Raw genomic sequence first — 25,538 nt, forward strand, 5'->3', positions numbered from 1 at the left:
AGAGGCAAGCAAGGCATCGTAGTGACTTCTACCGGTGATGTGAATGTGGGAGCAAATGATATCATTCTAAAGTAATCCACAATAAGAAATTAAATTAATTAATCTCTATGGCTAAAATGGAGATTTACTGATGATAGAACTGTCGAAAAATGCCTTGTCTTTATTCAAAAGATTCGTGTTTGTATTAATCAATGAAGTTGAATAAAACATGCTTTTTTATAAATGAAAATGTGGTGCTAAAACAGTAGCAATGAAAAATAATCGTTAAAAATAGATTGATGATAACGATGCACCGCTTACTGTTGATGCATATATCTTAATTGCCAGATTCAGTATCTCTGGCAATTAAGATTTTCTGAGTGGAGTAGTTCAAATTTTAAGTCGCCGCTTCTATAGGATAAGTATTGCTAAGTACTATTTAATGCTTTTAACTTTTAACAGAGCGGAGAAGTATTGACATAAACTCATCCTAATAATGCATAAATACCAAAGAACGAAGCTAATAGAACATATAGGTAATTAAAGAAAAATGAATTCCCAGACTATTAGTTTGAGAAAGCGGACATTTAAAGCAGGAAGTTGGGTACTAACCGGACACTTGTTTTCGCAGTTCTTGCGCTTTGGCGGTAATCTGATTTTGACGCGTTTGCTAGTGCCGGAAATGTTCGGGGTAATGGCCATTGTGAATGTGATTTTAGCGGGCTTGGCGATGTTTTCCGATGTCGGCTTACTTCAGAATATTGTGCAGAGCAAGCGTGGAGAAGAACGCGATTACCTAAATACGGCCTGGACAATTCAGATAATCAGAGGTTTTCTGATTTTTTTCGTCACTTTAGTTATAAGTGCAAGTCTATATTATCTTAATCAATTTGGCTATTTATCACCTGATACTGCTTATGGTAACGCTGAATTACCCTTGATATTGGCTGTTATGTCGATAACGGCAGCGATTTCGGGCTTCAATTCAATTCAATTGTCACTATTAAACAGAAAGTTGATGATGGGAAAGTTGGTGGCAATAGAGGTTTTTAGTCAATTAGTAGGCCTTGTCATTATGATTCTATGGGCATCGAGAGCTCATGATGTATGGGCATTAGTATTCGGTAATATTATTGCCAGCGGTATGAAGATGATTTTATCGCACGCTTCAGATATAGGGGGGCGCTGTCGATTTTGCTGGGATAGTGAGGCGGTCAGTGAAATTTTTCATTTTGGCAAATGGGTTTTTGGGTCGTCGATATTTACTTTTCTGATTGCTCAAGGAGATAGACTTATTTTAGGTGGTCTGATTTCACCTAATGAATTAGGTGTTTATGGGATTGCTTTTTTTCTTGCAACGGCTTTCAAAGATGTTGTGAGAAAAGTAATGTCATCGGTATTTTATCCAGTTCTGAGCGAGGTTGCTAGAACTAGGCCGGAAGACTTAAAAAATGTCTATTACCGAATGCGCTCTCGTTTAGATATAGTAGTAATGATTGTTGTTGGAGGGTTGGCAAGTACAGGTCATGTGGTTATTGACCTGCTTTATGATGAGCGATACCAAGATGCAGGTTGGATGTTAGAAATTCTTTCATTTTCGATTGTATTCTTGGGAACAACGATGGCTGGTGTTTGTTTCATGGCACTAGGTGATTCAAAGACTGTTATGATTCTGACAGCAATATCAACTTTTTTTTTATTTAGTACAGTTCCTATAGCATATAGCTTTTTGGGTCTTTATGGAGCTGTTGTCGCTATTGCTTTAAATACTGTAGTGGAGATTCCATTGATCTTATACAAGATGAATAAGTATAAATTACTCAGTTGGAAAGATGAGTTTAAGATGTGGCCTATATTATTTCTATCATACGGATTCGGTAAATATCTATTGGTTTTTATTAATTCGTAGATAGTCTATTTATGGGGTATATACTACTTTCGTCTTTCTTTGGGACCGTACAGCTTTATTATAAGGTGTCAATACCATTAATCTAATACTATAAAAATTGTAAGACTGATGCTTGTTTATGTTTTGTTACAGCCATTACCCCATTAAATTTATATGAAAAAAAATTCTCCAACTGTTTCTGTCATTATGCCAATGCGCAATGCAGAAAATTATGTTGCAGAAGCGGTTGATTCAATTTTATGTCAGTCTTTTCAGGATTTAGAACTGATAATTGTCGATGATCAATCAACAGATCAATCCTACAAAATTGTTGAAAGTTTTTTGCATAAAGACTCTAGGGTCAAGTTGATACATGGCGATGCTCAAGGCATTGCGGCAGCTAAAAATAAAGGTCTACATCATGTCCGTGGCAAGTTTGTGATGTTTTGTGATGCGGATGATTTATTGGCTAGAGATTGTATTAAAAAACAATTGAGCTGGTTTGCATTATATCCAGACGCAGGAGCAGTTTGTGCTCAGTTTGCTTTGATGGACTGCATCGGTAGCAATATTGTCAATTTGGATTCAGGAGAGAGTTCTTGTGATATCTCTGAAGAGCTTCTCTCTGGACAAACGCGTACTTCCTTATGTACTTTTATTATCAAGCGTGAACTTATCGAAATGATAGGCGGTTTTCGGGGATTTTTTGTTTCGGCTGAAGATATTGATTTACAGTTGCGCTTGGCAGAAGTCTGTAAAGTATTTTATATGCCTGAAGTTATTTATTTTTACCGGCTTAATGATTCTTCAATTGTGCATACCCAATCTTCAAAAAAAAGGATTTTCTTCGAAGAGACTGCGCGGCTTTTTAGACAGCAGCGTGCTGAGAAAGGAATTGATGATTTGCAATCAGGCTGCCCTCCTTTGGTTCCAGAAGATCAAGGGGATGCATTTAAGTCTAAGGATCAGTTGCAAGGTGCTTTAATTGGAACTGCCTGGCGTCTGCATAAGCAAGGTGAAAAACTAAAGGCGATTAAAAGCGGGTTTCGGGCATGCTTGATTAATCCGGTAAATTTGATGGTATGGAAAAGCTATATCATGCTATTAATCAAATAATTTATTACAGATAGCCTGTTTTTCAATTGCCTAAATAGTAAGGAATGAAATATTAAATGCCTAATTGGTTTGCTTACGCCGCTTTATTTGTCTTATGGCCATTGATTGCTATATGGCTGTATCGATCTAAATCGGTAACAGAAGCGACTTTATGGACCATACTCGGCGGGCATATGTTTCTGCCGGTAGGAACCAAAATTGATTTGCCGATGATACCCCCTCTTGGTAAAGAATCAATTCCTGCGCTCGCTGCTTTTTTCGGATGCAGATTCATAGCAGGTCGGAGAATTTCTTTTTGGGGCCAGCGTGGCTGGGGGCATTGGTTATTGCTGCTATTTGTATTGGGGCCTTTTGTTACTGCAGAATTGAATGGTGACGCTGTTGTTGTTGGAGGGCATCGATTGCCTCCGATGGAGCATTATGATGCGGTATCCGCAGTGATTAATCAGTTGATTATTATTATGCCATTTTTTCTTGGGCGGCAGTTGTTTCGGAGCGTAGAGGATCATGCTCTTCTTTTTCGTATCCTCATTTTGGCAGGATTGTTTTATTCATTGCTGATGCTATTTGAAGTACGCATGAGTCCTCAGTTACACAGATGGTTGTACGGTTATTTTCCACATAGTTGGATTCAGCAGATAAGATTTGACGGATTTCGTCCAGTTGTTTTTATGGGACATGGACTATGGGTGGCTTTTTTTTCAGCCGTTACAGTCATTGCTGCAACAGTATTTTGGCAGTTAAAAATCAAAGTAAGTAGATTTTCGCCGGTAAGTATGACTTATTATTTAATGTCAGTTTTGCTACTCTGCAAGAGTGTAGCTTCCGTCATGTATGGCTATACGGCGTTTCTATTGATTAAAGTGACTTCTTTTAAGACTCAGCTTCGAGTGGCCAGAGTATTGGTATTAGTGGCATTGCTCTATCCGACAATGAGCATTATAAATCTTTTCCCTCATCAAACCTTGATGGAATGGACGCAAGCTATAAGCGCTGAACGCGCGGAATCATTGGGTTTTCGTTTTGAAAATGAAGGTATATTGCTAAAGCATGCGCGACAACGTTTGTTTTTTGGTTGGGGAGGTTGGGGGCGTAATCGAGTTTACAGTGAAGAGAATGGTGATGATATTACTGTAACGGATGGAAGATGGATTATTACTTTCGGAGAATTTGGCTGGATAGGTTTTATCGCTGAATTTGGGCTTTTGTCATTATCAGTGTTTCGTGCCGCATCAGTGTCTAAGTGGGTTAAAACGCAACAGGAAATGGCATTTCTATCAGCCCATGCACTTCTTGTTGGGATCATTATGATAGATCAATTACCCAATGCTTCGTTGGCGCCCTGGTTATGGCTATTGACGGGAGCGTTGCTTGGTCGTACTGAAGCGGTTTTTGATGCAAATAGGAAACAAGCAACTTTCGATTTATCCAGTAACTCAAAGGTTTATCAATAATTTAATAATGTTTGTTGTTTCGTATTATTCATAGATTCTTAAACTATATCTTTAAAACAATATTATTTTAATAAAGTCTATCATGAATATAACAATAATAATGGCGAATCCAGCTATGACTGGTGGGGATAGAGTCTGTGCCATTTATGCAAAAAAACTGACTGAGCGAGGACATCATGTCAATGTCGTTGCCCCGCGAAAAAAACTATTAACCTTCAAACAACAATTAAAACGGCTGATTAAGGGTGATGGTTGGATAAAATTTGCTGAGCAATTACAAAATCATTTTGATTTATTAGGTGTTCATGTCACTTACCTGGAATCAAATCGCCCTGTTACAGGTAGCGATGTGCCCGACGCGGATGTGGTTATTGCAACCTGGTGGGAAACGGCAGAATGGGTTGCTCATTTTCCTGCTTGCAAGGGGGCTAAGGTATATTTTATTCAGCATCATGAAGTTCATCAGGGGCAACCGATTGAAAGAGTTAAACAAACTTATCTATTGCCATTATATAAAATAACAATTTCAAATTGGTTGGTGCAGACCATGCAAAACATTTATCAGGATCCAAACGTTTCATTGGTGCCTAATAGTGTTGATTCAGAACTTTTTTTTGCTACGCCCAGAAAAAAGCAAGTCAGACCAACGTTAGGTTTTTTGTATTCAAAAGTTGAGTTCAAGGGTATCGATACCTTGCTAGAGGTAATTGAGAAAGTAAAAGAACGGATACCTGAGTTGCGAGTTGTCTGCTTTGGAGGTAATAAACCTTCAAAAAATTTATTACCTAAGTATTTTGAGTTTGAATATCAACCGCAGCAGTCTCGTTTGCGCGAAATATATGGGCAATGCGATGTGTGGCTTTGTTGTAGTTTATCAGAAGGATTTCATTTGCCACCTTTAGAGGCAATGGCATGTCGTTGTCCTGTTGTATCGACTAAAGTTGGTGGGCCTGAAGATATTGTCAGACAAGGTAAGAACGGATTTTTATGTGAAATTAATGACGTAAAGAATTTGACTGATACTGTGATACGAGTGTTAGGTTCGACAGAGAAAGAATGGATTGCTTTGTCAAATGAAGCCTATGCTACCGCTACCCGATACAGTTGGGATGATGCTACAGAATTGTTTGAACAAGGATTAATTTTTGCGAGTAACAGACAACAAGATGCTCAATTATAAGCGTGCGGTTCTTTAAAGTAATTGTTTAGGTCATTGTTAAGTTGATATGGTATGGGTTTAAGCGAATCTATGTTTACCGAGTCAGTGATCATGATTAGATGCCCCCAATGTCGCTCAGAAGGCTGTGCTAAAGATGGGATGGCGAAAGGCACCAGTGAACATGATGGTCAGGTATTTGACCAGATTTGGCCACAATTGCACAATAATGAGCTGCATGGCGATAAAGCTTAACGGTCCGACCCGAAGACGTCAGACAAGTTCGGAATCTGACCGTCTTACACCGGTTAAAAAACAACAAGGACAACGCTATCTGGAGTCTCAGGATCAATGGCTATTCACACACTGGTTTCTCGCGTTCGGCATCGATTGAACCATTATTTGCCTGGATTGAAGCAAAGACAGGCATTGAATGTGCCAATAAAACTTATTCTTATAATGGGTTTATGGTGCGGGTATTTGGCAAACTTGTGGAGGCTCTGTTTTTTGGGATTTTTTACGAATTAGCCTTTAATTCGCATTAAATATGCGCCATGGACTGATCGGAAAAGCATCACATCATTCCATGATTTTCAAGATTCGATCTGACGAACAGATGCGTGAAGTAAAACAATAGTTACAGCGAACTAAAAATAAACTGAAGAAATTAATGAATAATTTCTGATGAAAACATTCCGAGGCTAATCCAATGATTGTTAAACCTTATATTCTGTTTACAAGAATTCCAATAGTTAAAACCCAATTTGGGAGATTGTTTTGTGATACGCTTTGGGCAAAAGATTTAAGTTTACACTTGGATTATATAAGTGATTTTCGAATTTGTTGTCCAGTTGTATACAGTAATGATGTTCAAGGGCTTGATGATATAACAGGATACAATATTAGACATATTTATCAATTAAGAAAAGATTACGGATTTGGATCCGTAGCTATGAACTTAATTCTCAATCTAGTAAGTGTAATAAAAGCTTGTAATGAAGCAAGCATAGTTCATTCAGAAGGAGCTGGCTGGGCTTTCCCATTGTCATTCTATTTGTTTTTTCTTAGGCCATTTTATTCATTTCAATGGGTTATCGTAATAGAGTCTTCTGAGTGGATGCTTGATAAAAAATACGAAAAACCAACCTTAAGAAAATTAATTACTCATTATGTTCATAAAGTAATTTTATCTAATTGCATTAGGCAAGCAGATGCAAGGATATTTACCCAATCATTTTATAGGAATTTTTTTCTAAAAGGAGAAACCGATCGTACTTTAATTGCACCTGCAATATGGATAGATAAGTATAATTCTGTATCTACTGAAGTAGTCAAAAAACGATATTTAAATAGGAAGGGTAAGACGATTCGAATAGTTTTTCCATCGCGTCTCATAGAAGAGAAGGGAGTTTTTGTTTTGTTTGATGCAATAGACCTCTTAAAGAATATGGAAGTAAACGTAAGTATAACAATAATGGGTACAGGTAAACTGGAAGAGAAATGCAAGATATTTGCTTTGAAAGAATATGGAAACATTAAAGTTACATACCATCCGCCCGTTAAGTATAGCAGTGAATTTTTTAATGTTCTCTGTGACTATGATTTAGTTTTAATATCTAATCTTAAAGAAGAGCAGCCTAGAATTATATTTGATGCATTTAGCCAAGGGGTAGGTGTAATTGCGTCCGACACTTCTGGAATATTAGATGTAACTGTCAATGGCGAAAATGCAATTATTTATAAACGTGGTGATCCTGAAAGTTTAGCAAAAGCTATACGTTATGTGGTTAAAAATCCTGATCTTATTCTTGATATGGGAATCAATGGATTGAGCTACATAGAAGGCAAGACTCACCATCAGATGCACCTAGAAAGACAACAATTCTTTGCTCGCGTTCTTGATCTGTAAATGCAATAAGTCTTAACAGGCTGTTGATCTTCTCGCTCTTGGAAGCCGCATGAATACGTTTGCCTAGCTTCGCAGCAATATCCTAAAATATTGCTATTTATGTTAAATGGTTTTATTTCAATATATTATGACTGATAAATTCTGACCATACGCGGCGCCGATATTACCCAAGAAGAACTGTTCAGCTATCGAATCCTGGAAGCTCGGATACCCAAGAACCGCCCTTTGCGGAAACTCCGAGCGGCGGTTGACATCCTGCTGACCACCTTGGATGCAGAATTTGACGCGCTTTATGTCAGCACCGGTCGGGGCTCGGTTCTACCGAAACGGTTGCTAGGCACCAGCCTGTTACAAGTCTTGTTTTCGATAAGTTCCGAACGGCAGTTGGTGGAGCAGATCTACTTTAACCTGCTGTACTGCTGATTTATTGGGTGATGCTGGATGACGAGGTGTGGCACCACTCCTTGTTTAGCGCTAATCGTGACCGCCTGTTGAATGAGCGAATTTTTCAGTTATTCTTCGAGCGGGGCATGTTACTCGACGAATGTAAAGAGCTCATATTCGACAAGCATTTTTCGGTGGATGATCGCTGGTCCAGTCGGGGTATTGATGAAAAGCTTTGTGAAAAAGGATGGCGGGCTGCCTCCAGCGGATGGCCCTAAGTAGTAATCCGTCGGTCAATTTCAAAGGCGAGAAGCGTGCGAACGACACGTACGCCTCGACCACTGACCCGGCCCCGCCTTTACAAGAAAAGCGTAGGGTATAGATCGCAGTTTCATGGGACATGTGCTGATGGAAAACTGCAACGGCTTGATTGTCGACGTGGAGATCACACGCGCCACTGGCCCGGAGGAATGAGACGCTGCCAAAGCCATGGTTAAGCGCAGCATCACCTAGTGCGGCGCCACGCTCGGGCCCGACAACGGTTACGATACGAAGGATTTCGTGGCGGCGATGCGCAAACGCAAAGTGACGCCGCACGTCGCGCAAGAAGCAAAAGTCTCTGCAATTGGCCGGCGTACCTGCGGCACGTCAATTATCGGATCATCCTTGACATCCTCAAGCGGATTGAGGATGTCATCGGCTGGTCAATGACCGTCGAAGGGCTTCGCCAAACGAAATTCTGCGGCTTGAAGAAGGAGGCAACGCAAGTCGTGTTCACCTTCACCGCCTATAATTTGACGCGTTTGAGTAGTATTTTCGGTCAGCGGTACTCGACCTCCTAAGCGTCCGTACTCCTGCAGTCCGCCGGAAGGCGGAAATAAGCCTCAATAGAGGCACTGGATATCGGCTAAAACTGGAATTTCAGGACTAATCCGGCTTTCAGTCGTTAAAACAAGCCCAAAATAGGTTCTTGGCAGAGGACGTGGGTTAGTTTTCAACAGCCTGTTAAACTAAAGAGTGGTTTTAATTCTGAAACTAATAATAGATAACAATATAATTTATTTTTATCTCAGATATTGAATTCAGGCATTTCATGTCGAATTTATAATTTCAACATACGCAGATTGTTTATTATGCACCTAGCAAGGACGTCAAAAGGCTTCATTAATGACTAATAAAATTAGTTACAACATAATTATAGTTATCGTAAATTACAGAACAGGCGAACTGGCTGTTAACTGTCTTGAATCGTTAAAAGCTATTTTAAGTCAATCTGTTAAGGTTATTATTGTCGATAATTTTTCCGAGGATAATTCAGTTGATTTGATTGCAAACTGGATTTCAAGTAATAAGAATGCCTATTTAATTTGTTCGGAAAACAATTCTGGCTTTTCAGGTGGCAATAACTTGGCAATCGAATCTACAAAAAAAATGGGTTTTAATGCTGATTTTATCTGGTTATTAAATCCTGATACCGTAGTTCGTGAAAATGCATTACAACATTTGTTGACATTTATGCAGCAAAATCCCCTGGTGGGTATTGCAGGATCAAGGCTTGAATATATTGATGGTAAGCCTCAGTGCTCTGCATTTCGCTTCCATTCCGTTTTAAGCGAGCTGGATAATGGATTAAAGTTAGGCATTGTTTCCAGGTTGCTACAAAGATGGCAGGTTGCGCTGCCGATTTCAGATGTGCCTGTTAGTGTAGATTGGGTTGCTGGCGCCAGTATGCTGATTCGGAAACAGGTTTTTGATGACATTGGATTGTTTGATGACAAATATTTTTTGTATTTTGAAGAAACGGATTTTTGTCTACAGGCGAAAAAGTCGGGCTGGCCTTGCTGGTATGTGCCGGCAAGCCGCGTTGTGCATTTCGTTGGCAGTTCAACAGGCGTGACTGATGGTAGTAAAAAAAGACGCCCTCGATATTGGTTCGAATCGAGGCAGAGGTACTTTTTAAAAAATCATGGTTGGCTTTATCTAACGCTGGCTAATTTAGTTTGGGGAATGGCTTTTTTGGTATTCCGTATTCGTCAGAAGATACAGGATAAACAAGATAATGAACCAGAATTTTTGTTAAGGGATTTTGTTAATTTTAATTTCTTTAATAAATGAATACCTTAATGAAAAAACGTGGCTCAACCAATCAAAATCCAAAAGACATTGGGTTCTTTTCTCTGATCAGAGAAGATTTTCTGACGCATGATAAAGACTTTTTTGAACAAGGGCTGTGGGCTATTGCTGTGCACCGCTTTGGTAACTGGCGCATGGATATAAAATATAAATTGATACGCGCGCCTTTTTCGATTTTGTACAAAGTTCTTTATAAAGTAGTGGAATGGACATGCGGTATTACATTGCCTTATACCGTTAGATTAGGGCGCAGAGTTAGAATTTGGCATCATAGCGGAATGATTTTGCACGCTGAGTCCATTGGTGATGATGTACACATTCGGCACAATACAACGATGGGTGTTGTTAGAACATTTCATAATTATGAACTTCCAATCATTGAAGATCGGGTAGATATAGGCGCGGGCGTATGCTTGCTGGGTAGCATCAGAATAGGCCATGACAGTGTCATAGGCGCTAATGCTGTCGTCCTTGATGATATTCCTCCTCACTCTGTTGCGGTGGGTAGTCCGGCTCGGGTGGTGAAGGTATTAAATGGGCAAAAATAATCTGAGTATCGTAATTATTGGCAGGAACGAAGGAGAGAGGCTGTCGAGGTGTATTAAGTCGGCCATTCATGAAACCGACAAGGTTATTTATGTGGATTCTGGTTCGACTGACAACAGTATTGAATTAGCCAAGCAGTTAGGCGTGGAAGTTATTAATCTGGATTTGTCTATTCCTTTTACAGCCGCCAGGGCAAGGAACGCTGGATTTGAGTTTTTAAACGCTCAACATCCGTCACTAAGTTATGTTCAATTTATTGATGGTGATTGTGAACTTGTTGAAGGCTGGATTCAACAGGGCTTAGATTTTCTAGGCGCAAATCCTCAATTCGCGGTTGTCTGTGGCCGTCGTAGAGAACGTTTTCCGAACGCTTCAATTTACAATCTATTGTGCGATCTCGAATGGGATACTCCGGTAGGTGAAACCAAGTCTTGCGGAGGAGATGCTCTGATGCGAGTTGATGCACTGAAAGCAGTAAATGGATTTAATGGTCGCTTGATTGCCGGAGAAGAGCCGGAGCTATGCATCCGATTAAGGCAAACTGGATGGAAAATTTATCGTCTGGATGCAGAAATGACATTGCATGATGCAGCAATGTCACGCTTTTGGCAATGGTGGAAACGTAGCCAAAGGGCCGGATATGCGTTCGCTGAAGGGGCTTATTTGTATGGAATGTCACCTGAAAAATATAGGCTAAAAGAAATAATTAGTATATTTATTTGGGGGGGTATAATTCCCATTTTATTGTTGTTTTTATCAATTAATAATCAATGGTTTATGCTTGGATGGCTTGTTTATCTATTGCAAATTATTAAAGTTGCAATAAAGAAGCATAAATTAATTTCAAGACGCTTATCTTTATTATATGCAAGTTTTGTTATGTTGGCTAAGTTTCCTCAATTCAATGGGATGATGGACTTCATTTTGAATAAAAAAAATAATAAAGTTTATAAGATTATTGAGTATAAATAAGATCAACCAAAGAACGTATATATTCATTTTACTATTCTGTTATATCTTGCATTGCATTAAGGGGGAGGATGATTGGTCATAATTATAAAATTGCAATTGTTGGTCTGGGTTATATAGGATAGTACTGAGAGAATCAATCCGGGCGATAAAGAACGTCGGCTGACTAATATTCTTAAAATAGCTTCAGGCTCAACGTCTGAGATTGCCACAATTGTTGATGATTTATATAAGTTAATTATTACAGCTGGAACACGTAAGACGAGTAGTATCAAAGTGGCTGAGGCGGCTAAAGTGATTGAAAATACACAGCGTAAAAAAATTGAAGCACAAAGAATAAGAGCTTTAGGTAAAGCTAATCACGTTATTTATGATATTAAATATCTGCTGCCATCCGATCAGGTTGATGGTCGATTGTAGTCAATAATTTGATGATTATAATGGTGCGCTTAATCTGTAAAATCGAAGAAAAAGCTATATGGCAAGCGTAACAATAGCGCAGGCAGAAGCGGATCGTTATCAAGTTTTAGATGGATGGCGTGGTCTGAGTATATTAATTGTGCTAGCTGCACATTTATTACCGCTTGGACCAAAATCTTGGCAGTTAAATGATGCGGCTGGGCCATTAGGAATGAGTTTATTCTTTACTCTATCGGGATTTTTAATAACAAATTTTCTACTGAGAAAACAAAATGTTTTGGATTTCCTAATTAGAAGATTATTTCGTATTGTTCCGTTAGCTTGGTTATATATCATTATCGTATTATCTTTAACTCAATCTAATATAAGTCAGTATTTGGCGCATATTTTCTTTTATGCTAATTGGCCGCCTATGCAGTTAACTGATGCCACGAGCCATCTCTGGAGTTTATGCGTAGAAATGCAATTTTATATAGGGATTGCTTTTCTTGTGCTTCTTTTGAAAGGGCGTGGACTATTGTTAATTCCTGCGCTCTGCCTAATTGTGACGCTATATCGAGTTCACGACGGCGTGTATGTGGCTATTAACACTTGGTATAGAGTGGATGAAATTCTTGCAGGTGGAATTTTAGCGCTTTCCTTTAATGACAAGTTAGGAGTCTATCCAAAAAAATTATTGGGATGGCTGAATCAATGGGTATTAATTGCTCTTCTTTTATTATCCTGCCATCCTGAAAGTGGATTTATGAACTACTTCAGGCCATATTTAGCAGCTATGCTGATTGGGTCATCATTATTTGGATATTCATCTAATCATATATCCAGACTAATGAATAGTAAGGTTCTTTTCTACTTGGCTTCAATCTCATATGCACTTTATGTTATTCATGGCGGGATGCGATACACATGGCTTGGTGAAGGTGAGATATTGGAAAAATATATAAAGCGACCACTGTTATTTACTGTTCTGATTGTGCTTGCTCATTTGTCAACATTTTATTACGAGAAGAAATTTATTTCATTCGGGAAGGCGCTTTCTTTAAAAGTACAAAAGAGATCGAACAATTTAGTAGCCACTTAATATTGACTAAAAAAATGACTTGCTTAAGGTTTTTCGCGATATGAGTTCTGAATAGGGCATATATGAGTAATAACGTTTCTAACTATCTAATAATATCACCATGTCGCAATGAGGCCGACTTTATGAAGCAAACGCTGGATAGCGTTGTTGCACAGTCGATTCAACCAAAGTTATGGATAATAGTCGATGATGGGTCTACGGATGAAACGCCGGCTATCTTGGCTGATTATGCGAGCCGTTATCCGTTTATCAAAATTGTTACGCGCACAGATCGCGGACATCGTAGTGTAGGACCGGGTGTGATCGAGGCTTTTTATGCCGGCCTTGATACGGTTAATTTGAGCGAATTCGATTTTATCTGCAAATTGGATCTGGACTTAATCATGCCCCCCCGTTATTTTGAGATTTTGATTCAGCGTATGAATGAAAATCCCAGATTGGGCAATTGTAGTGGTAAGCCTTATTTCATAGATAAGAACAGCGGTCAGCTGGTCAGCGAAGGCTGTGGCGATGAGAATGCCATCGGAGCTTCAAAGTTTTATCGGCGACAGTGTTTCGAGCAGATTGGTGGTTTTGTTAGACAGGTAATGTGGGATGGTATTGATGGCCATCGTTGCCGGCAACTGGGCTGGATTGCCGTAAGCTGGGATGAGCCTGATTTAAGGTTTACTCATTTACGCCCTATGGGTTCAAGCCAGAAAAACATTTTTACAGGACGGATGCGGCATGGGTTCGGTCAGTATTTCATGGGGACCGGATTGATCTATATGTTGGCTTCAGCCGTGTATCGCATGGCGCATCCTCCTTATGTGACAGGTGGATTGGCTATGTTCTGGGGCTATTTGAGCAGTTTGATAAAGGGATTGCCGAGATTCGAAGATAAGGAATTGGTCAAGTTTATAAGGAAATATCAGTGGGCTTGTTTGCTAAAAGGCAAGGAGCGGGCTACTGCCGAGCTAAATGACCAGCAAGCTGTGATCTGGAAAGGCTGATTTAATAATTTGTTTACAACTATGAAAAAAATCAAGCTAGCCTATCTTGCCCCTGAGATTCCGGCATTATCGGCAACTTTTGTTTACAATGAAATTTTTCAGCTGGAGCAATTAGGTTATGCGGTCGTACCGTTTTCTGTTCACCGGCCAAGTGTTCCCGCAGTCGGTAATAAACTGGCTGATCTGGAAGCAAGCGTTTTTCATTTGTATGCGCAAAAGAAACACGTTGTACTTAAAGAGAATGTCCTGTTTTTTTTGAAGCACCCACTTCGGTATCTAAATACGCTGAAGATGCTGTTGTCGGATATGTTCAAGGTGGGTGTTTTGTCTCGAACGGCGATGGGACTGGCTTTTCGCTTTCTTTATTCGGTTATTCTTGCCAAACAGCTTTTAAAAACCGGTGTTCAGCATATCCATGTGCATTTTGCCCATGTGCCTGCCGATATTGCTATGTATGCGGCTTTCTTATCGGGCATCTCTTTCAGTGTGACGGCTCACGCCAATGATTTATTCGAAAGGGCATGGCTATTGGCTGAGAAAGTGAATAGGGCAAAGTTTTTTGTCACTATTTCTGAATTCAATCGGGAATTTCTTCGTCGGCAGGGATGTAATGTTGGTCAGATTGTTGTTGTACGTTGCGGTGTCGATGTTGAACACTTTAACTGCCAGAAAAAATCAGGCTTATCCGATGTGCCTAGAATCGGATTTATCGGTAGACTGGTGGAAAAGAAAGGGGCCGATGATCTGTTGGGTGCCGCAAAAGAACTGAAAAAGCTGGGCATAAATTTTAAATTGGTAATTGCCGGATCGGGGCCGTTAGAAGGTTATCTGGCAGAATTAGCCAGGGAGCTAGGTCTATTTGATGACTGTGTTTCTTTTGCAGGGGCGATTGCCCACTCTGCTATACCTGAGTTTCTCAATGGGCTAGACGTTTTTGTGTTGCCTTGCAAAAAAGATAACGCCGGGGATATGGATGGTATTCCTATAGTGTTGATGGAAGCCATGTTGAGCGGGGTTTCTGTAATATCCACCCATTTATCGGGAATCCCGGAACTGGTTGTTGACCGTGAAACGGGTTTATTGGTTGAGCCTGGAAATAAAATACAGCTTGCAAATGCCATACAGGCTTTAATTGAGGATGAAGCTTTAACCAAACAATTAACTATTAATGCTATTTCCAAAGTTAAAAAGGAGTTTAATTTAAAGGATAATGCTACTCAACTTGCAAAGCTCTTTCAGAAATACGTGATCTCAGCTTGAGCTTTTAATTTTCCATTAGCTAAGGAATGGGCATAAAATAATTTCCTAACGTGTACGGATGATTTTCCGGTGGAGGTGCGGATTCGCCTATCAACAGTGCGAATAAATTCGCATCTACATTCTTTAGATTGATTTCATGCTTATTACTTACTAAAAAACTATTCAATGGATGCTTTTTATCGTCAATCATGGTGTCTTTGCGGTTTGCCTTTCGACGCGGTGAATGCGTCTTCCGCAATTTCAGTTTTAAAACTGGCCATAAAGGAAGACAGGCCGTTTTTCTTATCGACCCCTAATCTTAATTTTCTGATAGCGGCGCAAACGGATAAAGCTTTTCAAGAATCCGTTATAAACAGCGATTTATCGGTTGCTGATGGCATGCCTCTGATCTGGATGTCCAGATTGTTAAACATTCCTATTCCGGAGCGGGTAGCAGGCTCGGATTTGATCGAAGCTTTATTTGCTGAAAAAAACACGCCTCCCATACGCGTGTTTTTTTTTGGCGGAGAGCCTGGGGTCGGTGAGAAGGCTTGCCAGATCATTAATCAGGCTAATGCAGGCTTACAGGCCGTAGGGCATTATTGTCCTGGGTTTGGCTCGATCGAAGAAATGAGTACCCGTGATATTATTGATGAAATCAATCGGCATGAGATTGATTTTCTGATTGTTTCTTTAGGCGCCAAGAAAGGGCAGGCCTGGATTGAGAGAAACAGGCATCAATTAAAGGCGCCGGTGATCAGTCATTTGGGAGCGGTTATTAACTTTTTTGCCGGCACGGTAAAGCGTGCGCCGGTCTGGATGCAGCGTGTCGGACTGGAATGGTTATGGCGTATTCTGGAAGAGCCCTTGCTATGGAAACGCTATTTTTTCGATGGTTTACGGTTTGCAAAATTATTATCGAACAATGTGATTCCTTATGCTATTTGGATACGTTTAAATCAGAGAAAGTTAAATGAAAGCAAACCGGTTGTTATCAATACTGAAGAAGACGGGTATACGATTAAAATTTATTTGATCGGAACCTGCATTGATAAGACAATTGCCGCGTTAAGGCCGGTTTTTAAAGCGTGTGTTTCAAAAAAGAAAAATGTAACAATTGATTTACAAGCTGTGCCGACAATTGATGGGGCTTTTTTAGGACTTTGTCTGTTGCTTTATAAGCATTTAAATCAACAGGAATGCCAGTTGAATTTCCAGAATATTAATCAGCAAAATATCAGGATTTTTAAATGGAACTCAGCCCAGTATCTAATTCCACAACTTTAACGCTATAAAAATATAATGAATAAGGCGCTTGCCATCTGGAAATTTGATTATCGATATCTGGCGTTAATCAGCTTTGCTTTATTACTGTTATTGACAGCATTTGCCGGCGGGTTACAGGAGTTGCTTGTTCGCTGGGAAAAGCAGGAGGAATATAGCCATGGCTATATGCTTCCGTTGATTACGCTGTATTTTATCTGGCAGCGCAGGAATCTCATTCAACAATCCGATTTTTCGCCTTCCTGGGTGGGATTCGGCATTGTTTTGTTGGCGCTGGCCGTATTTATGGTGGGCGAGATCAGCGCGCTTTTTATACTGATTCAGTATGCCTTTATCGCCGTATTGATAGGCATTGCCTTGTCCATTATGGGCTGGCCGGCAGTCAAGCCGGTCATCGTGCCTATTCTGCTGCTGGCCTTTGCCATTCCGCTGCCGTATTTTCTTGAAGCCAGCCTTTCCGCCAATTTACAGCTGTTATCCTCAAAACTGGGCGTGTATTTTATTCGCTGGTGCCAGATTCCGGTTTATCTGGAAGGCAACATTATTGATTTAGGCGGCTATAAATTGCAGGTTGTGGAAGCTTGCAGCGGGTTGCGTTATCTTTTTCCGCTGATGAGCTTGGGCTTTATCTGCGCCTATATGTATAACACGGTTTTCTGGAAGCGCGCTCTGGTGTTTTTATCGACTATTCCGATCACCTTGTTCATGAATAGCTTCCGCATAGCGGTGATTGGTGTTCTGGTTGATAACTGGGGCTCAAGCATGGCAGAAGGCTTTCTGCATGACTTTGAAGGCTGGGTCGTTTTTATGGCTTGTTTGGGGATTCTAGTAGCGGAAATGATTTTATTGTCCAGGCTTGATGCGGATCGCCGGCCTTTTGCCGAAATTTTTGGTCTGGCGGTCGACCCATCTGTTGGTGATATGGCAGAGGCAAAAGTCAGGCCGTTATCACGCCCTTTTTTTGCGATCATTGCCGGTCTGGTTGTGACCACTATTACGGTATTTTCAATCGATAAGCGGGCAGAGGTCTTTCCCGAGCGCAAAAACTTTCCGTTATTTCCGATGCAGTTGTCAGACTGGCAAGGACAGCAGGCCAGCATGGAAAATACCGTTATCGATAAGTTAGGTTTGTCGGATTATATCTTGGCCGACTTTAAGCAAGCCCAGGGAGCGCCGGTGAATTTATATGCGGCTTATTATGCTTCCCAGCGTAAAGGAATTTCTCCGCATTCGCCGCGTGTCTGTATCCCGGGCGGCGGTTGGCAGATTGCCGAGATTGAGCGAAAAAATCTGGGGCTTCTCGACGTCAATCGGATTGTGATTAAAAAAGGCGATATGACGCAGTTGGTTTACTACTGGTTTCAACAGAGAGGCAGAAAGATGGCGAATGAGTATTTAATGAAATGGTACTTGTTCAAAGATGCGCTGTTGTTAAACAGAACCGATGGGGCGCTGGTACGCCTGACTACGATGGTTAATCCCGGTGAAAGCCTCGATCTTGCTGATCAGCGTTTACAGGGGCTTGCCAAAGAGGTTTTGCCGGTTCTGCCGCAATATATTCCTGATTAACTGATGTTGCGCAAGAATCGATTTATGTTCTGTTTTAGTTTTAGTGCGAACATTCCGGTGTTTGATTCATATCTGCCGTGTAGGTGCGAATTCATTCGCACTGCATAGGCTGGTACATTGGCGTTTGCTCCGGGTCGAATACCCACAGGGGCACAAGTGAATTCGACCCTGCAACTGCGCAAAATTAATTCGATCGGAAGCAGTTCGATGCAGTGCAAATATACTTCGGATATAAATAAATTTGCACCGGCGTGTGTATACAGTCCATGCGTAATATCAGTAAATAAATTTCAATTTTTTAAAAGAAGGTTAAGTGATGCAATTAGTTAGAGCTCTGTTATTGACCGGAGTGGCTTTGGGTTTCCAGGCCTGCGGCGACGCGACTGAAAAAGCGCAGCATTATTTGGACAGCGGCAAGGAATTTTACGGCAAGGGAAATTATGAAAAGGCCCGGGTCGAGTTTAAAAATGCGTTGCAAATTAACAATAATCTTTCGGATGCCTACTTTCATCTGGCGTTAATGGATGAAAAAAACCAGAATTGGAAAGGGATGTTTGAGAATTTGTCGCAAGTGGTCAAGCTGACGCCTGATCATGTTGAAGGCCATAAAAAATTGGGACAGCTATTATTGTTGTCCGGCCAGACCGATAAGGCAGCGGCTGAAGCGGAAGCTATCCTGAAGTTAAAACCTGACAATGCTGATGCTCATGTGCTGAAAGGAACGGTTTTATTACGGCAAGGCAACCAGAAGGCGGCTTTGGAAGAGGCGGATAAAGCACTGGCTCTGGCTCCAGACAATAGCGATGCCGTTAATTTAAAAGCCGTTGTGTACATGGAAGGCAAGGATTTTACCCAGGCGCTGGCCATTGTGGAGAATGCGCTTAAAGTCAATGCCAATGATTTGGCGCTCACTATGCTGAAATTGCAGATTGATATCAAAACCAATAAACCGGAGGCGGCGGTAGCGGATTATCAAACTTTGATTAAGAGCAATCCCGATAAACTGGATTTCCAGTATGCGCTGGCCAAATACTATGATGAATCGGGAAAAGATGCCGATGCCAGGTCGGTTTTGCAAAAAGTGATTGACGAACATCCTGATGATTTGAAATCAAAACTGGTTTTGGTCGATTACCTGCATACTAAAGACCCTGCCGAAGCGGTTAAGGTGCTGCAGGGCTATATCGCGCAACAGCCCGATACTGCCGGGTATTATCTGCCGCTCGCCAAGTTGTTGATCAGCCAGAATAAATGGGCGGAGGCAAAAGAGTCGCTCAATTGGCTGATCAATAACAAGCCGGAAGACAAGGAAGGTTTGGCGGCTAAGGTGCTGCTGGCAAAAGTAGCCTTTAGTGACAAGGACCGCGATTCGGCGCAGAAGCTGATTGATGAGGTGCTGTCGGTCAATGCCGGAGACTATGACGCCTTGTTGCTGCGGGCCAGAATCAGATTGCTCAATGAGCAGACCGATCAGGCTGTTTCCGATTTACGCGGCATATTGCGCGATTATCCGAAGTCAGATGAAGCAATGGTTTTGCTGGCTCACGCTTATAACAAACAAAATGCCCATGCGCTTGCTGATGAGCACTTCCGTAAAGCGCTCGATATAAATCCCGGCAATTTTGATGCCGTCATGCCGGTGGTAGCGCAAATGATCAAAAGCAAAGACATTGCCCGGGCTGACGAAGTTTTGCAGAAAGCACTGGCGGTTAAACCGGATCATGCCGGCGCTTTACAGGCTTTGGCCCAGGTCAGATTGATGAAGAAGGATTGGTCGGGAACCCAGAAAGTCGCTGATGTGATTTCGACCAAGCCAAAGGGCGATGGCTTCTCCAAATACCTGAGCGGCAAGGTCTCGGAAGGACAAGGGCAGTATCAGGACGCGATCGCCAAGTATAAGGAGGCGCTGGCTGTTTCTCCGGGATTGTCTGATGCCTTGGTGGGATTGATGCGCAGTTACGAGGCATTAAAACAGCGCAAAGACATGTTTGCATATCTGGACGAATTTATCAGGGCCAATCCGGAAAATTCTTATCCATTGATTTTGAAAAGCCAGTTGTATGTGCTTGATAAGCGCCCGGATGAAGCACTTAAACTGTTGTCCGGAGCGACTGAGAAGTGGCCCAAGGCAACTGGATTTTATGAAGCTATGGCCGGTATTCATGCCGCAAATCAAGAACGTGAAAAAGCTATTGCAGTAATTCAAAAAGGTTTGGGAAATGACCCTGACAATATCAGCTTAAGAATGATGCAGGCCGCTATCTATGAGAAAAGCAACGATTATGATAAGGCTGTGGAAAACTACGAAGCGGTGATTGCCAAGAACCCGAATGTTGATATTGCGGTGAACAATCTGGTTTCATTGCTGCTTGATCGCTATAAAACCAAGGAAAATATTGAGCGCGCCGTAAAACTGGCTGCACGTTTTGAGAAATCCGAACAGCCCTATTTTCATGATACTTACGGATGGGCGCTCTTAAACAGTGATCGCAATGACGAGGCGCTGAGGGTGTTTAAGGATGTTGTTGCCAAAATGCCCGAAGTTCCTGTTTTCAAATATCATTTAGGCCTTGCTCATCATAAGCTAAACAACAATTCTGCCGCCATTGCCGAACTGGAAAAAGCGCTGGCGATAGGCGAGAAACAAAAAAGCTTTGTCGAGAAAGAGGCCGTGGAGAATTTGTTGAAAGAAATTAAGGCTGAAAAGCCGGTGTAGCTGAACAACACTGGTTTACCAGTATCGCCGTTATTTCCATGTGTAGGGTCGAATTCATTCGACCCGAGGCACTTGTATAGCGGCTTATAGCGCTTGGGAAGTGCGAATAAATTCGCACCTACGCGAACTTTGCCCGCTTTCGGCTGAAAAAGCTCAAGAACTGCTTTGCCACCATTCTGAAACGCCTGCCGCCAGCCTTCGCTTCGACAGATGAATGGAACTGGCTAATAAAATTATCGATCATAGAGAAAAGAGCGTAGATTGTTCATGGATGATTCCCATTGGGTTTGCTGGAAAAACAAAGCATGCGAAAGATGGGTGCTCGCATGAGTTTTTTATACATTTCTTAAAGTTTTATGTCCAAATTCACCAACTGGAAATCCTGGTCGGGAAAAATCAGCAACCCGTTTTCGAATGCCTCTGACTACATAGACAAGATCATCAAGCCTCAAGTCGATAAGGCTGCGGAAGATAAAATAAAAGCCATTCATGAACGTTTGCCGGTGCCGGTATTCTGGCTATTAGGCAAGACGCAGAGCGGCAAAAGCTCCATCATCAGGACATTGACCGGTTCATCCGCTGCGGAGATCGGCAATGGCTTCAAACCGTGTACGCGCACGGCCATGTTGTTCGATTTTCCCGATGCCGAAACTGCATTTCTGCGTTTTCTCGATACCAGAGGGTTGTCCGAGAAGGGTTATGATGCCAGCGAAGATATGAAATGGTGCGAACAGCAGGCGCATCTTGTGATCGTCGTGATCAAGGCCATGGATCATCAGCAGGAAGCGGTCCTGGCTGCACTAAAACAAGTTCATAAAGTGCATCCGAAATGGCCGGTCATCGTGGCCCAGACAGCCTTGCATGAAGGCTATCCCAACCGGACCATGGCGCATATCCAGCCTTATCCGTTTGCTGACGGCCGAATCGGCGAGTCGGTGCCTGCCGATCTGCGCTGTTCGCTGTTAAAGCAGCGCGAGTACTTTGCCGGCATTAATGCGACATTTGTGCCGCTCGACTTCACCTTGCCGGAAGATGACTATGCGCCGTCGGATTATGGCCTGGATGCCTTATGGGCCGCTATAGAACAGGCCTTGCCATTGGGTCTTCGGGCCATGCTGGAAGACCATATTGGCGATATCAATGATGTGTACTGGCAGACCGCGCATCCTCATGTCATCGGCTATGCGATATCAGCCGGGTTGGCCGCCGCGATTCCGGTGCCGGCAGCCAGTTTGGGCACCGTGGTTGCAATTCAGAGCAAACTTTTTCACAGTATTGCCCATGTGTATGGCTTGCCGCTAACTAAGCAGAGCATCAGGGAAATCGTCAGTGCTGTTGGCATGGGGGCGCTAGCGCGTATGGGAGGACGTGAACTGCTCAAGCTGATTCCGGCTTACGGGCAGACAGTCGCGCTTAGTGTTGCCGGTGTGTATACGGCTGCCGCTACCTACGCCTTGGGTAAAACGCTGTGTTTTTATTTCAGCAAAACTCAGCAAGGCAAGGTTTTAGGCGCAGATAAGCTGCGAGAAGTATTCAATGCGGAATTAGCCCGCGGCAGGGAAGTGCTACGCAGTTCCATAAAAAAACAGGTTTAATAATGCGCTTTCCTACAAACTGGCTTTGGACCATTGTATTCCTGCTGTTGATTTTGCCGTGGCTTGCCTTAATCGGGCTGGGCATTTTTTGGTTGTGGCAACACCACTATCTGGTCACAGGGTTCATAACACTGGCTTCGTTTTACGGCGCAGCCACACTTTTGAACCACTGGTTGAAACATCGGCAAATAGAGCCGTTCCAACTGCCGGATGTGCAGGCGGATCAGCGTTGGTCGCCTGCCGCAGAGACTGTTTGGGCTGAAATTGATAAGATGGCGGACGAGATCAATCCGGCCGATTATCCGTTGACCGATAGCGCGCGTTTGCTGCTACTGGCGCAGCAGGTCATCCGCAAAGTGGCGCGGCATTTCCGGCCCAAAGCGGGTAAGGCCGAACTCGATATCCCGCTGCGCAATATCCTGTTCATTACCGAACAAGTCAGCCGCGATATGCGGCAGTTACTGGATGAGAGGATCCCGTTCAGCCATTTGCTGACCATCGATGAAGGCCTGAAACTCTGGAAATGGAAACAAAGGCTGGAAAAAGGCCACTTCATCTACCGTATGGGCAGAATGCTGCTCAGCCCTGCCACCGCCATACCGGCCGAGCTCTCCGGTTTTTTCCAGGGCAAGGTTGCGCAATATCCGAAAGGACTTCTGGAGCAGTGGCTGCTGCGGACGCTGATAAAGAAGACCGGTTACTATGCCATTGCGCTGTATAGCGGACAGTTAGCGCCGCCGGTATTAACCGAGTCTGGGCCATCCCCTGAATCGGCGACCGAAACGAAGCAGCCTTTACGTATTCTGGTAGCCGGGCAATTGAAAGCGGGAAAATCTAGCCTGATCAATGCATTGCTTGGCGAATTGCGTGCCGCGACGAATGTGCTGCCTCTCACTGACGAATTGACAATCTATAAGCTGGCGCCGGATGACAGTAGTGAACTGTTGATCTTCGACAGTCCAGGCTATGGCGATAAAATTCATTGGTTCGAGAAGGAGCCGGAACGCGCGCTGGGTGGCTTTGATCTGGTGCTGCTGGTTTGTTCGGCAACACAGGCAGGGCGCGAAGCCGATGCCCAGTTTTTGACCGATTTGCGCAATTGGTTTGATCAACGGTTGCACCGCAGCATGCCGCCGGTCTTAGCCATAGTTACGCACATCGATCAATTGCGGCCCCTGCGGGAATGGCAACCGCCCTATGATGTGCAGGCGCCGCAAAACGAGAAAGCGCGCAATATCCGGGATGCGCTGGAAACAGTGTCTGAAGCCTTGCACATTGCCATGTCTGATTGTATACCGGTCAGCTTGCAAACGAGCGGCGTCTATAACATTGACGCTATCTGGGCGGCTCTTGCGTATAAATGGCCTGAAAGCAAACGGGCCCAGTATTTGCGCTGTCTGCCCGAAGGCAGGAGCAAAGAGAAATTACGCCTGATATGGATGCAGATGGCTAATTTGATCAGAATATAATAAAGTGAAGATTGATGTTTAGGATTCGGTTAAAAAACAACTTCCCGACTTGCCGGCGCTTATGTAGGAGCGAATTCATTCGCCCTGGGCGACTAGCAACAGTAGGCGCTTCGCTTAAAGCGCCTACTGTTGGTAGGCGAAGTCGCCCCCACACAGATTACGCATCAAAATTCAGGGAAGTTATTTTTCGCCCTATCCTTAACAGAAGTGGGCGTTGGGGCAGGGGTGTGAGTACGTCGGCGCAACAACAGCATAAAGGCGCCTCCGAGGCTTCATATAGGTTTTAGCAGTTTTTAATTAACAATAATGATAGAAAAATACGAAACCCTGGTCATTTATCACGCCGATTGCCTGGATGGGCTAGGCGCCGCCTGGAGCGCTTTTTGCAGGCTGGGCAACCATGCCCGTTACATTCCCGCACGCCATGGTGATGAGTTCCCGGCCTTTGAAGCGGGAGCTGTGATTTACATACTGGATTTCTCCTATCCGCCCGAACAATTGCTTGCTGCCGCAGGACGGGCCGGCCAGATCATCCTGATCGATCACCATATTACCGCCATGGAGCAGTGTGAGGTTTTTTTTCACAGAAGTTTCTCCGCGGACCCTTCCGTTTCGAAAGCCCATGAGACGCGGTCTGAATCTAGAGTCATGGCTCAGCCTCTTCCGGAGAACCTTGCCTTATATTTTGATATGGCCCGAAGCGGCTGCGTACTGGCGTGGCAACATTTTTTCCCGGAACGTCAGCCGCCAAAAGTCCTGCTGCACATCGAGGATCGCGACCTCTGGAAATTCAAATTAGCCGGTACACGCGAAATAACCAGCGCGCTTTACGAACGGATGCCGATGACGTTGCCCGAAATGGGGACGATAGATCTGGATGAGCTTCTGCAAATTGGCAGAATGTACGTCGAATTCCACCAGAAGATAGTAAAAAGGCTGGAGAAAATTGCGCACCCGGTCATGTTGAACGGGCAAAAAGGGCTGGCCGTTAATGCGTCATCCTCTTTCTCCAGCGAGCTCGGGCACGTTTTGGCCGAGAAATCGGGGACATTCGGCATGACTTATCAATATGACGGCAGAAAGCAAAAATGGCAGTTTTCACTTCGCTCCATCGGCGATTACGATGTCGGTCATCTGGCGCAAGCTTTCGGCGGAGGCGGGCATAAGAATGCCGCCGGCTTTGTATTGGATGACAATCCGTTTATCAAGAGGAAGGGCATTTAATACTACAAAGCCAATATGTAACTTAGTGCCCGCTACCGCATGGCTTGTTGGCCAAAGTGCCGGCCGACCTTGGCAAGCCCGGCTTGCCGGGCGCGAATTGTCTGGTCATGGCGTTCATCATGCATCTCACCTATGCCTAGTACTCAATCAATCCTTACTTGACGGATAAAAGTAAATCCGTTCGTCCTGCCCCTTCGGCTACGCTCAGGACTAAAGGCTTTGTCGAAGGATGAGTGGATTTACGTCAAGCCTATTTACAGGCATATCAATACTGACTGAGTACTAGAGCAAACAAGAAAATGTTGAAAAAGCGTTTGTCCCGCATCAAGCGAGAACCATATCAGTGAAAGATAACTTCATTAGATCCGACATTCACATCGCCGGTAGAAGTCACTACGATGCCTTGCTTGCCTCG

19 protein-coding genes and 1 pseudogene are annotated in these 25,538 nt (G+C 43.0%); all 20 read left to right on the forward strand.

Annotation, left to right across the window (positions count from 1 at the left end):
* Nucleotides 1-529 precede the first annotated feature (529 nt).
* Nucleotides 530-1,888, forward strand: coding sequence for an oligosaccharide flippase family protein (locus IT781_RS18015; protein WP_194971566.1), 1,359 nt, complete (start codon nucleotides 530-532; stop codon nucleotides 1,886-1,888).
* Between the two features lie 153 nt (nucleotides 1,889-2,041).
* Entirely contained in the window at nucleotides 2,042-2,983 is a 942-nt protein-coding gene (locus tag IT781_RS18020) for a glycosyltransferase family A protein (RefSeq protein ID WP_194971567.1), read from the forward strand.
* 56 nt (nucleotides 2,984-3,039) lie between these two features.
* A complete protein-coding gene (locus IT781_RS18025; protein ID WP_194971568.1) occupies nucleotides 3,040-4,437 on the forward strand; it encodes a hypothetical protein in 1,398 nt (465 codons plus the stop codon).
* A gap of 82 nt (nucleotides 4,438-4,519) precedes the next feature.
* Complete coding sequence (locus tag IT781_RS18030; protein WP_194971569.1) at nucleotides 4,520-5,617, forward strand: glycosyltransferase family 4 protein; 1,098 nt, start codon at nucleotides 4,520-4,522, stop codon at nucleotides 5,615-5,617.
* Nucleotides 5,618-5,831: 214 nt separating this feature from the next.
* On the forward strand, nucleotides 5,832-5,987 hold the full coding sequence (locus tag IT781_RS18035; protein ID WP_194971570.1) for a hypothetical protein: 156 nt from the start codon (nucleotides 5,832-5,834) through the stop codon (nucleotides 5,985-5,987).
* A 315-nt stretch (nucleotides 5,988-6,302) separates the two neighbouring features.
* Nucleotides 6,303-7,502, forward strand: coding sequence for a glycosyltransferase family 4 protein (locus IT781_RS18040; protein ID WP_194971571.1), 1,200 nt, complete (start codon nucleotides 6,303-6,305; stop codon nucleotides 7,500-7,502).
* 147 nt (nucleotides 7,503-7,649) lie between these two features.
* Nucleotides 7,650-8,728: pseudogene (locus IT781_RS18045) on the forward strand (IS5 family transposase).
* 325 nt (nucleotides 8,729-9,053) lie between these two features.
* Entirely contained in the window at nucleotides 9,054-10,001 is a 948-nt protein-coding gene (locus tag IT781_RS18050) for a glycosyltransferase family 2 protein (RefSeq protein ID WP_194971572.1), read from the forward strand.
* 8 nt (nucleotides 10,002-10,009) lie between these two features.
* Complete coding sequence (locus tag IT781_RS18055) at nucleotides 10,010-10,567, forward strand: serine O-acetyltransferase (protein WP_194971573.1); 558 nt, start codon at nucleotides 10,010-10,012, stop codon at nucleotides 10,565-10,567.
* On the forward strand, nucleotides 10,554-11,537 hold the full coding sequence (locus IT781_RS18060) for a glycosyltransferase family 2 protein (RefSeq protein WP_194971574.1): 984 nt from the start codon (nucleotides 10,554-10,556) through the stop codon (nucleotides 11,535-11,537). Before IT781_RS18055 ends, IT781_RS18060 begins: the two co-directional genes overlap by 14 nt.
* A 291-nt stretch (nucleotides 11,538-11,828) precedes the next feature.
* Nucleotides 11,829-11,954, forward strand: coding sequence for a hypothetical protein (locus tag IT781_RS22655; protein WP_255528719.1), 126 nt, complete (start codon nucleotides 11,829-11,831; stop codon nucleotides 11,952-11,954).
* Nucleotides 11,955-12,012: 58 nt separating this feature from the next.
* Nucleotides 12,013-13,035 carry an acyltransferase gene (locus tag IT781_RS18070; protein WP_194971575.1) on the forward strand — a complete coding sequence of 341 codons (1,023 nt, stop codon included), beginning with the start codon at nucleotides 12,013-12,015 and terminating at the stop codon, nucleotides 13,033-13,035.
* Between the two features lie 62 nt (nucleotides 13,036-13,097).
* Nucleotides 13,098-14,027 carry a glycosyltransferase family 2 protein gene (locus IT781_RS18075; protein ID WP_194971576.1) on the forward strand — a complete coding sequence of 310 codons (930 nt, stop codon included), beginning with the start codon at nucleotides 13,098-13,100 and terminating at the stop codon, nucleotides 14,025-14,027.
* A gap of 21 nt (nucleotides 14,028-14,048) precedes the next feature.
* Nucleotides 14,049-15,287, forward strand: a complete 1,239-nt coding sequence (locus IT781_RS18080; RefSeq protein WP_194971577.1) for a glycosyltransferase family 4 protein — start codon at nucleotides 14,049-14,051, stop codon at nucleotides 15,285-15,287.
* A gap of 165 nt (nucleotides 15,288-15,452) precedes the next feature.
* Complete coding sequence (locus IT781_RS18085) at nucleotides 15,453-16,553, forward strand: WecB/TagA/CpsF family glycosyltransferase (RefSeq protein WP_194971578.1); 1,101 nt, start codon at nucleotides 15,453-15,455, stop codon at nucleotides 16,551-16,553.
* A gap of 15 nt (nucleotides 16,554-16,568) precedes the next feature.
* On the forward strand, nucleotides 16,569-18,119 hold the full coding sequence (xrtD, locus tag IT781_RS18090; RefSeq protein ID WP_194971579.1) for a VPLPA-CTERM-specific exosortase XrtD: 1,551 nt from the start codon (nucleotides 16,569-16,571) through the stop codon (nucleotides 18,117-18,119).
* 316 nt (nucleotides 18,120-18,435) lie between these two features.
* Nucleotides 18,436-20,835, forward strand: coding sequence for a tetratricopeptide repeat protein (locus IT781_RS18095; protein WP_194971580.1), 2,400 nt, complete (start codon nucleotides 18,436-18,438; stop codon nucleotides 20,833-20,835).
* 356 nt (nucleotides 20,836-21,191) lie between these two features.
* On the forward strand, nucleotides 21,192-22,430 hold the full coding sequence (locus tag IT781_RS18100; RefSeq protein ID WP_194971581.1) for a YcjF family protein: 1,239 nt from the start codon (nucleotides 21,192-21,194) through the stop codon (nucleotides 22,428-22,430).
* A 2-nt stretch (nucleotides 22,431-22,432) separates the two neighbouring features.
* Nucleotides 22,433-23,899 (forward strand): GTPase, encoded by a 1,467-nt coding sequence (locus IT781_RS18105; protein WP_194971582.1) that lies wholly within the window; start codon nucleotides 22,433-22,435, stop codon nucleotides 23,897-23,899.
* A 306-nt stretch (nucleotides 23,900-24,205) separates the two neighbouring features.
* Nucleotides 24,206-25,123: a DHHA1 domain-containing protein gene (locus IT781_RS18110; RefSeq protein WP_194971583.1), complete on the forward strand. Its 918-nt coding sequence runs from the start codon at nucleotides 24,206-24,208 to the stop codon at nucleotides 25,121-25,123.
* The last annotated feature ends 415 nt before the right edge of the window (nucleotides 25,124-25,538 follow it).

It is taken from the genome of Methylobacter sp. BlB1, from assembly GCF_015476545.1.
In the GTDB taxonomy this organism is placed as follows: domain Bacteria; phylum Pseudomonadota; class Gammaproteobacteria; order Methylococcales; family Methylomonadaceae; genus Methylobacter.

Coding starts and splice junctions, on each gene's coding strand:
- xrtD (WP_194971579.1), top strand. CDS start 16,569: ATGAATAAGGCGCTTGCCATCTGGAAATTTGATTATCGATATCTGGCG.
- IT781_RS18110 (WP_194971583.1), top strand. CDS start 24,206: ATGATAGAAAAATACGAAACCCTGGTCATTTATCACGCCGATTGCCTG.
- IT781_RS18035 (WP_194971570.1), top strand. CDS start 5,832: ATGGCGATAAAGCTTAACGGTCCGACCCGAAGACGTCAGACAAGTTCG.
- IT781_RS18085 (WP_194971578.1), top strand. CDS start 15,453: ATGGATGCTTTTTATCGTCAATCATGGTGTCTTTGCGGTTTGCCTTTC.
- IT781_RS18030 (WP_194971569.1), top strand. CDS start 4,520: ATGAATATAACAATAATAATGGCGAATCCAGCTATGACTGGTGGGGAT.
- IT781_RS18080 (WP_194971577.1), top strand. CDS start 14,049: ATGAAAAAAATCAAGCTAGCCTATCTTGCCCCTGAGATTCCGGCATTA.
- IT781_RS18105 (WP_194971582.1), top strand. CDS start 22,433: ATGCGCTTTCCTACAAACTGGCTTTGGACCATTGTATTCCTGCTGTTG.
- IT781_RS18050 (WP_194971572.1), top strand. CDS start 9,054: ATGACTAATAAAATTAGTTACAACATAATTATAGTTATCGTAAATTAC.
- IT781_RS18095 (WP_194971580.1), top strand. CDS start 18,436: ATGCAATTAGTTAGAGCTCTGTTATTGACCGGAGTGGCTTTGGGTTTC.
- IT781_RS18075 (WP_194971576.1), top strand. CDS start 13,098: ATGAGTAATAACGTTTCTAACTATCTAATAATATCACCATGTCGCAAT.
- IT781_RS18060 (WP_194971574.1), top strand. CDS start 10,554: ATGGGCAAAAATAATCTGAGTATCGTAATTATTGGCAGGAACGAAGGA.
- IT781_RS18025 (WP_194971568.1), top strand. CDS start 3,040: ATGCCTAATTGGTTTGCTTACGCCGCTTTATTTGTCTTATGGCCATTG.
- IT781_RS18070 (WP_194971575.1), top strand. CDS start 12,013: ATGGCAAGCGTAACAATAGCGCAGGCAGAAGCGGATCGTTATCAAGTT.
- IT781_RS18040 (WP_194971571.1), top strand. CDS start 6,303: ATGATTGTTAAACCTTATATTCTGTTTACAAGAATTCCAATAGTTAAA.
- IT781_RS18015 (WP_194971566.1), top strand. CDS start 530: ATGAATTCCCAGACTATTAGTTTGAGAAAGCGGACATTTAAAGCAGGA.
- IT781_RS18055 (WP_194971573.1), top strand. CDS start 10,010: ATGAAAAAACGTGGCTCAACCAATCAAAATCCAAAAGACATTGGGTTC.
- IT781_RS18100 (WP_194971581.1), top strand. CDS start 21,192: ATGTCCAAATTCACCAACTGGAAATCCTGGTCGGGAAAAATCAGCAAC.
- IT781_RS18020 (WP_194971567.1), top strand. CDS start 2,042: ATGAAAAAAAATTCTCCAACTGTTTCTGTCATTATGCCAATGCGCAAT.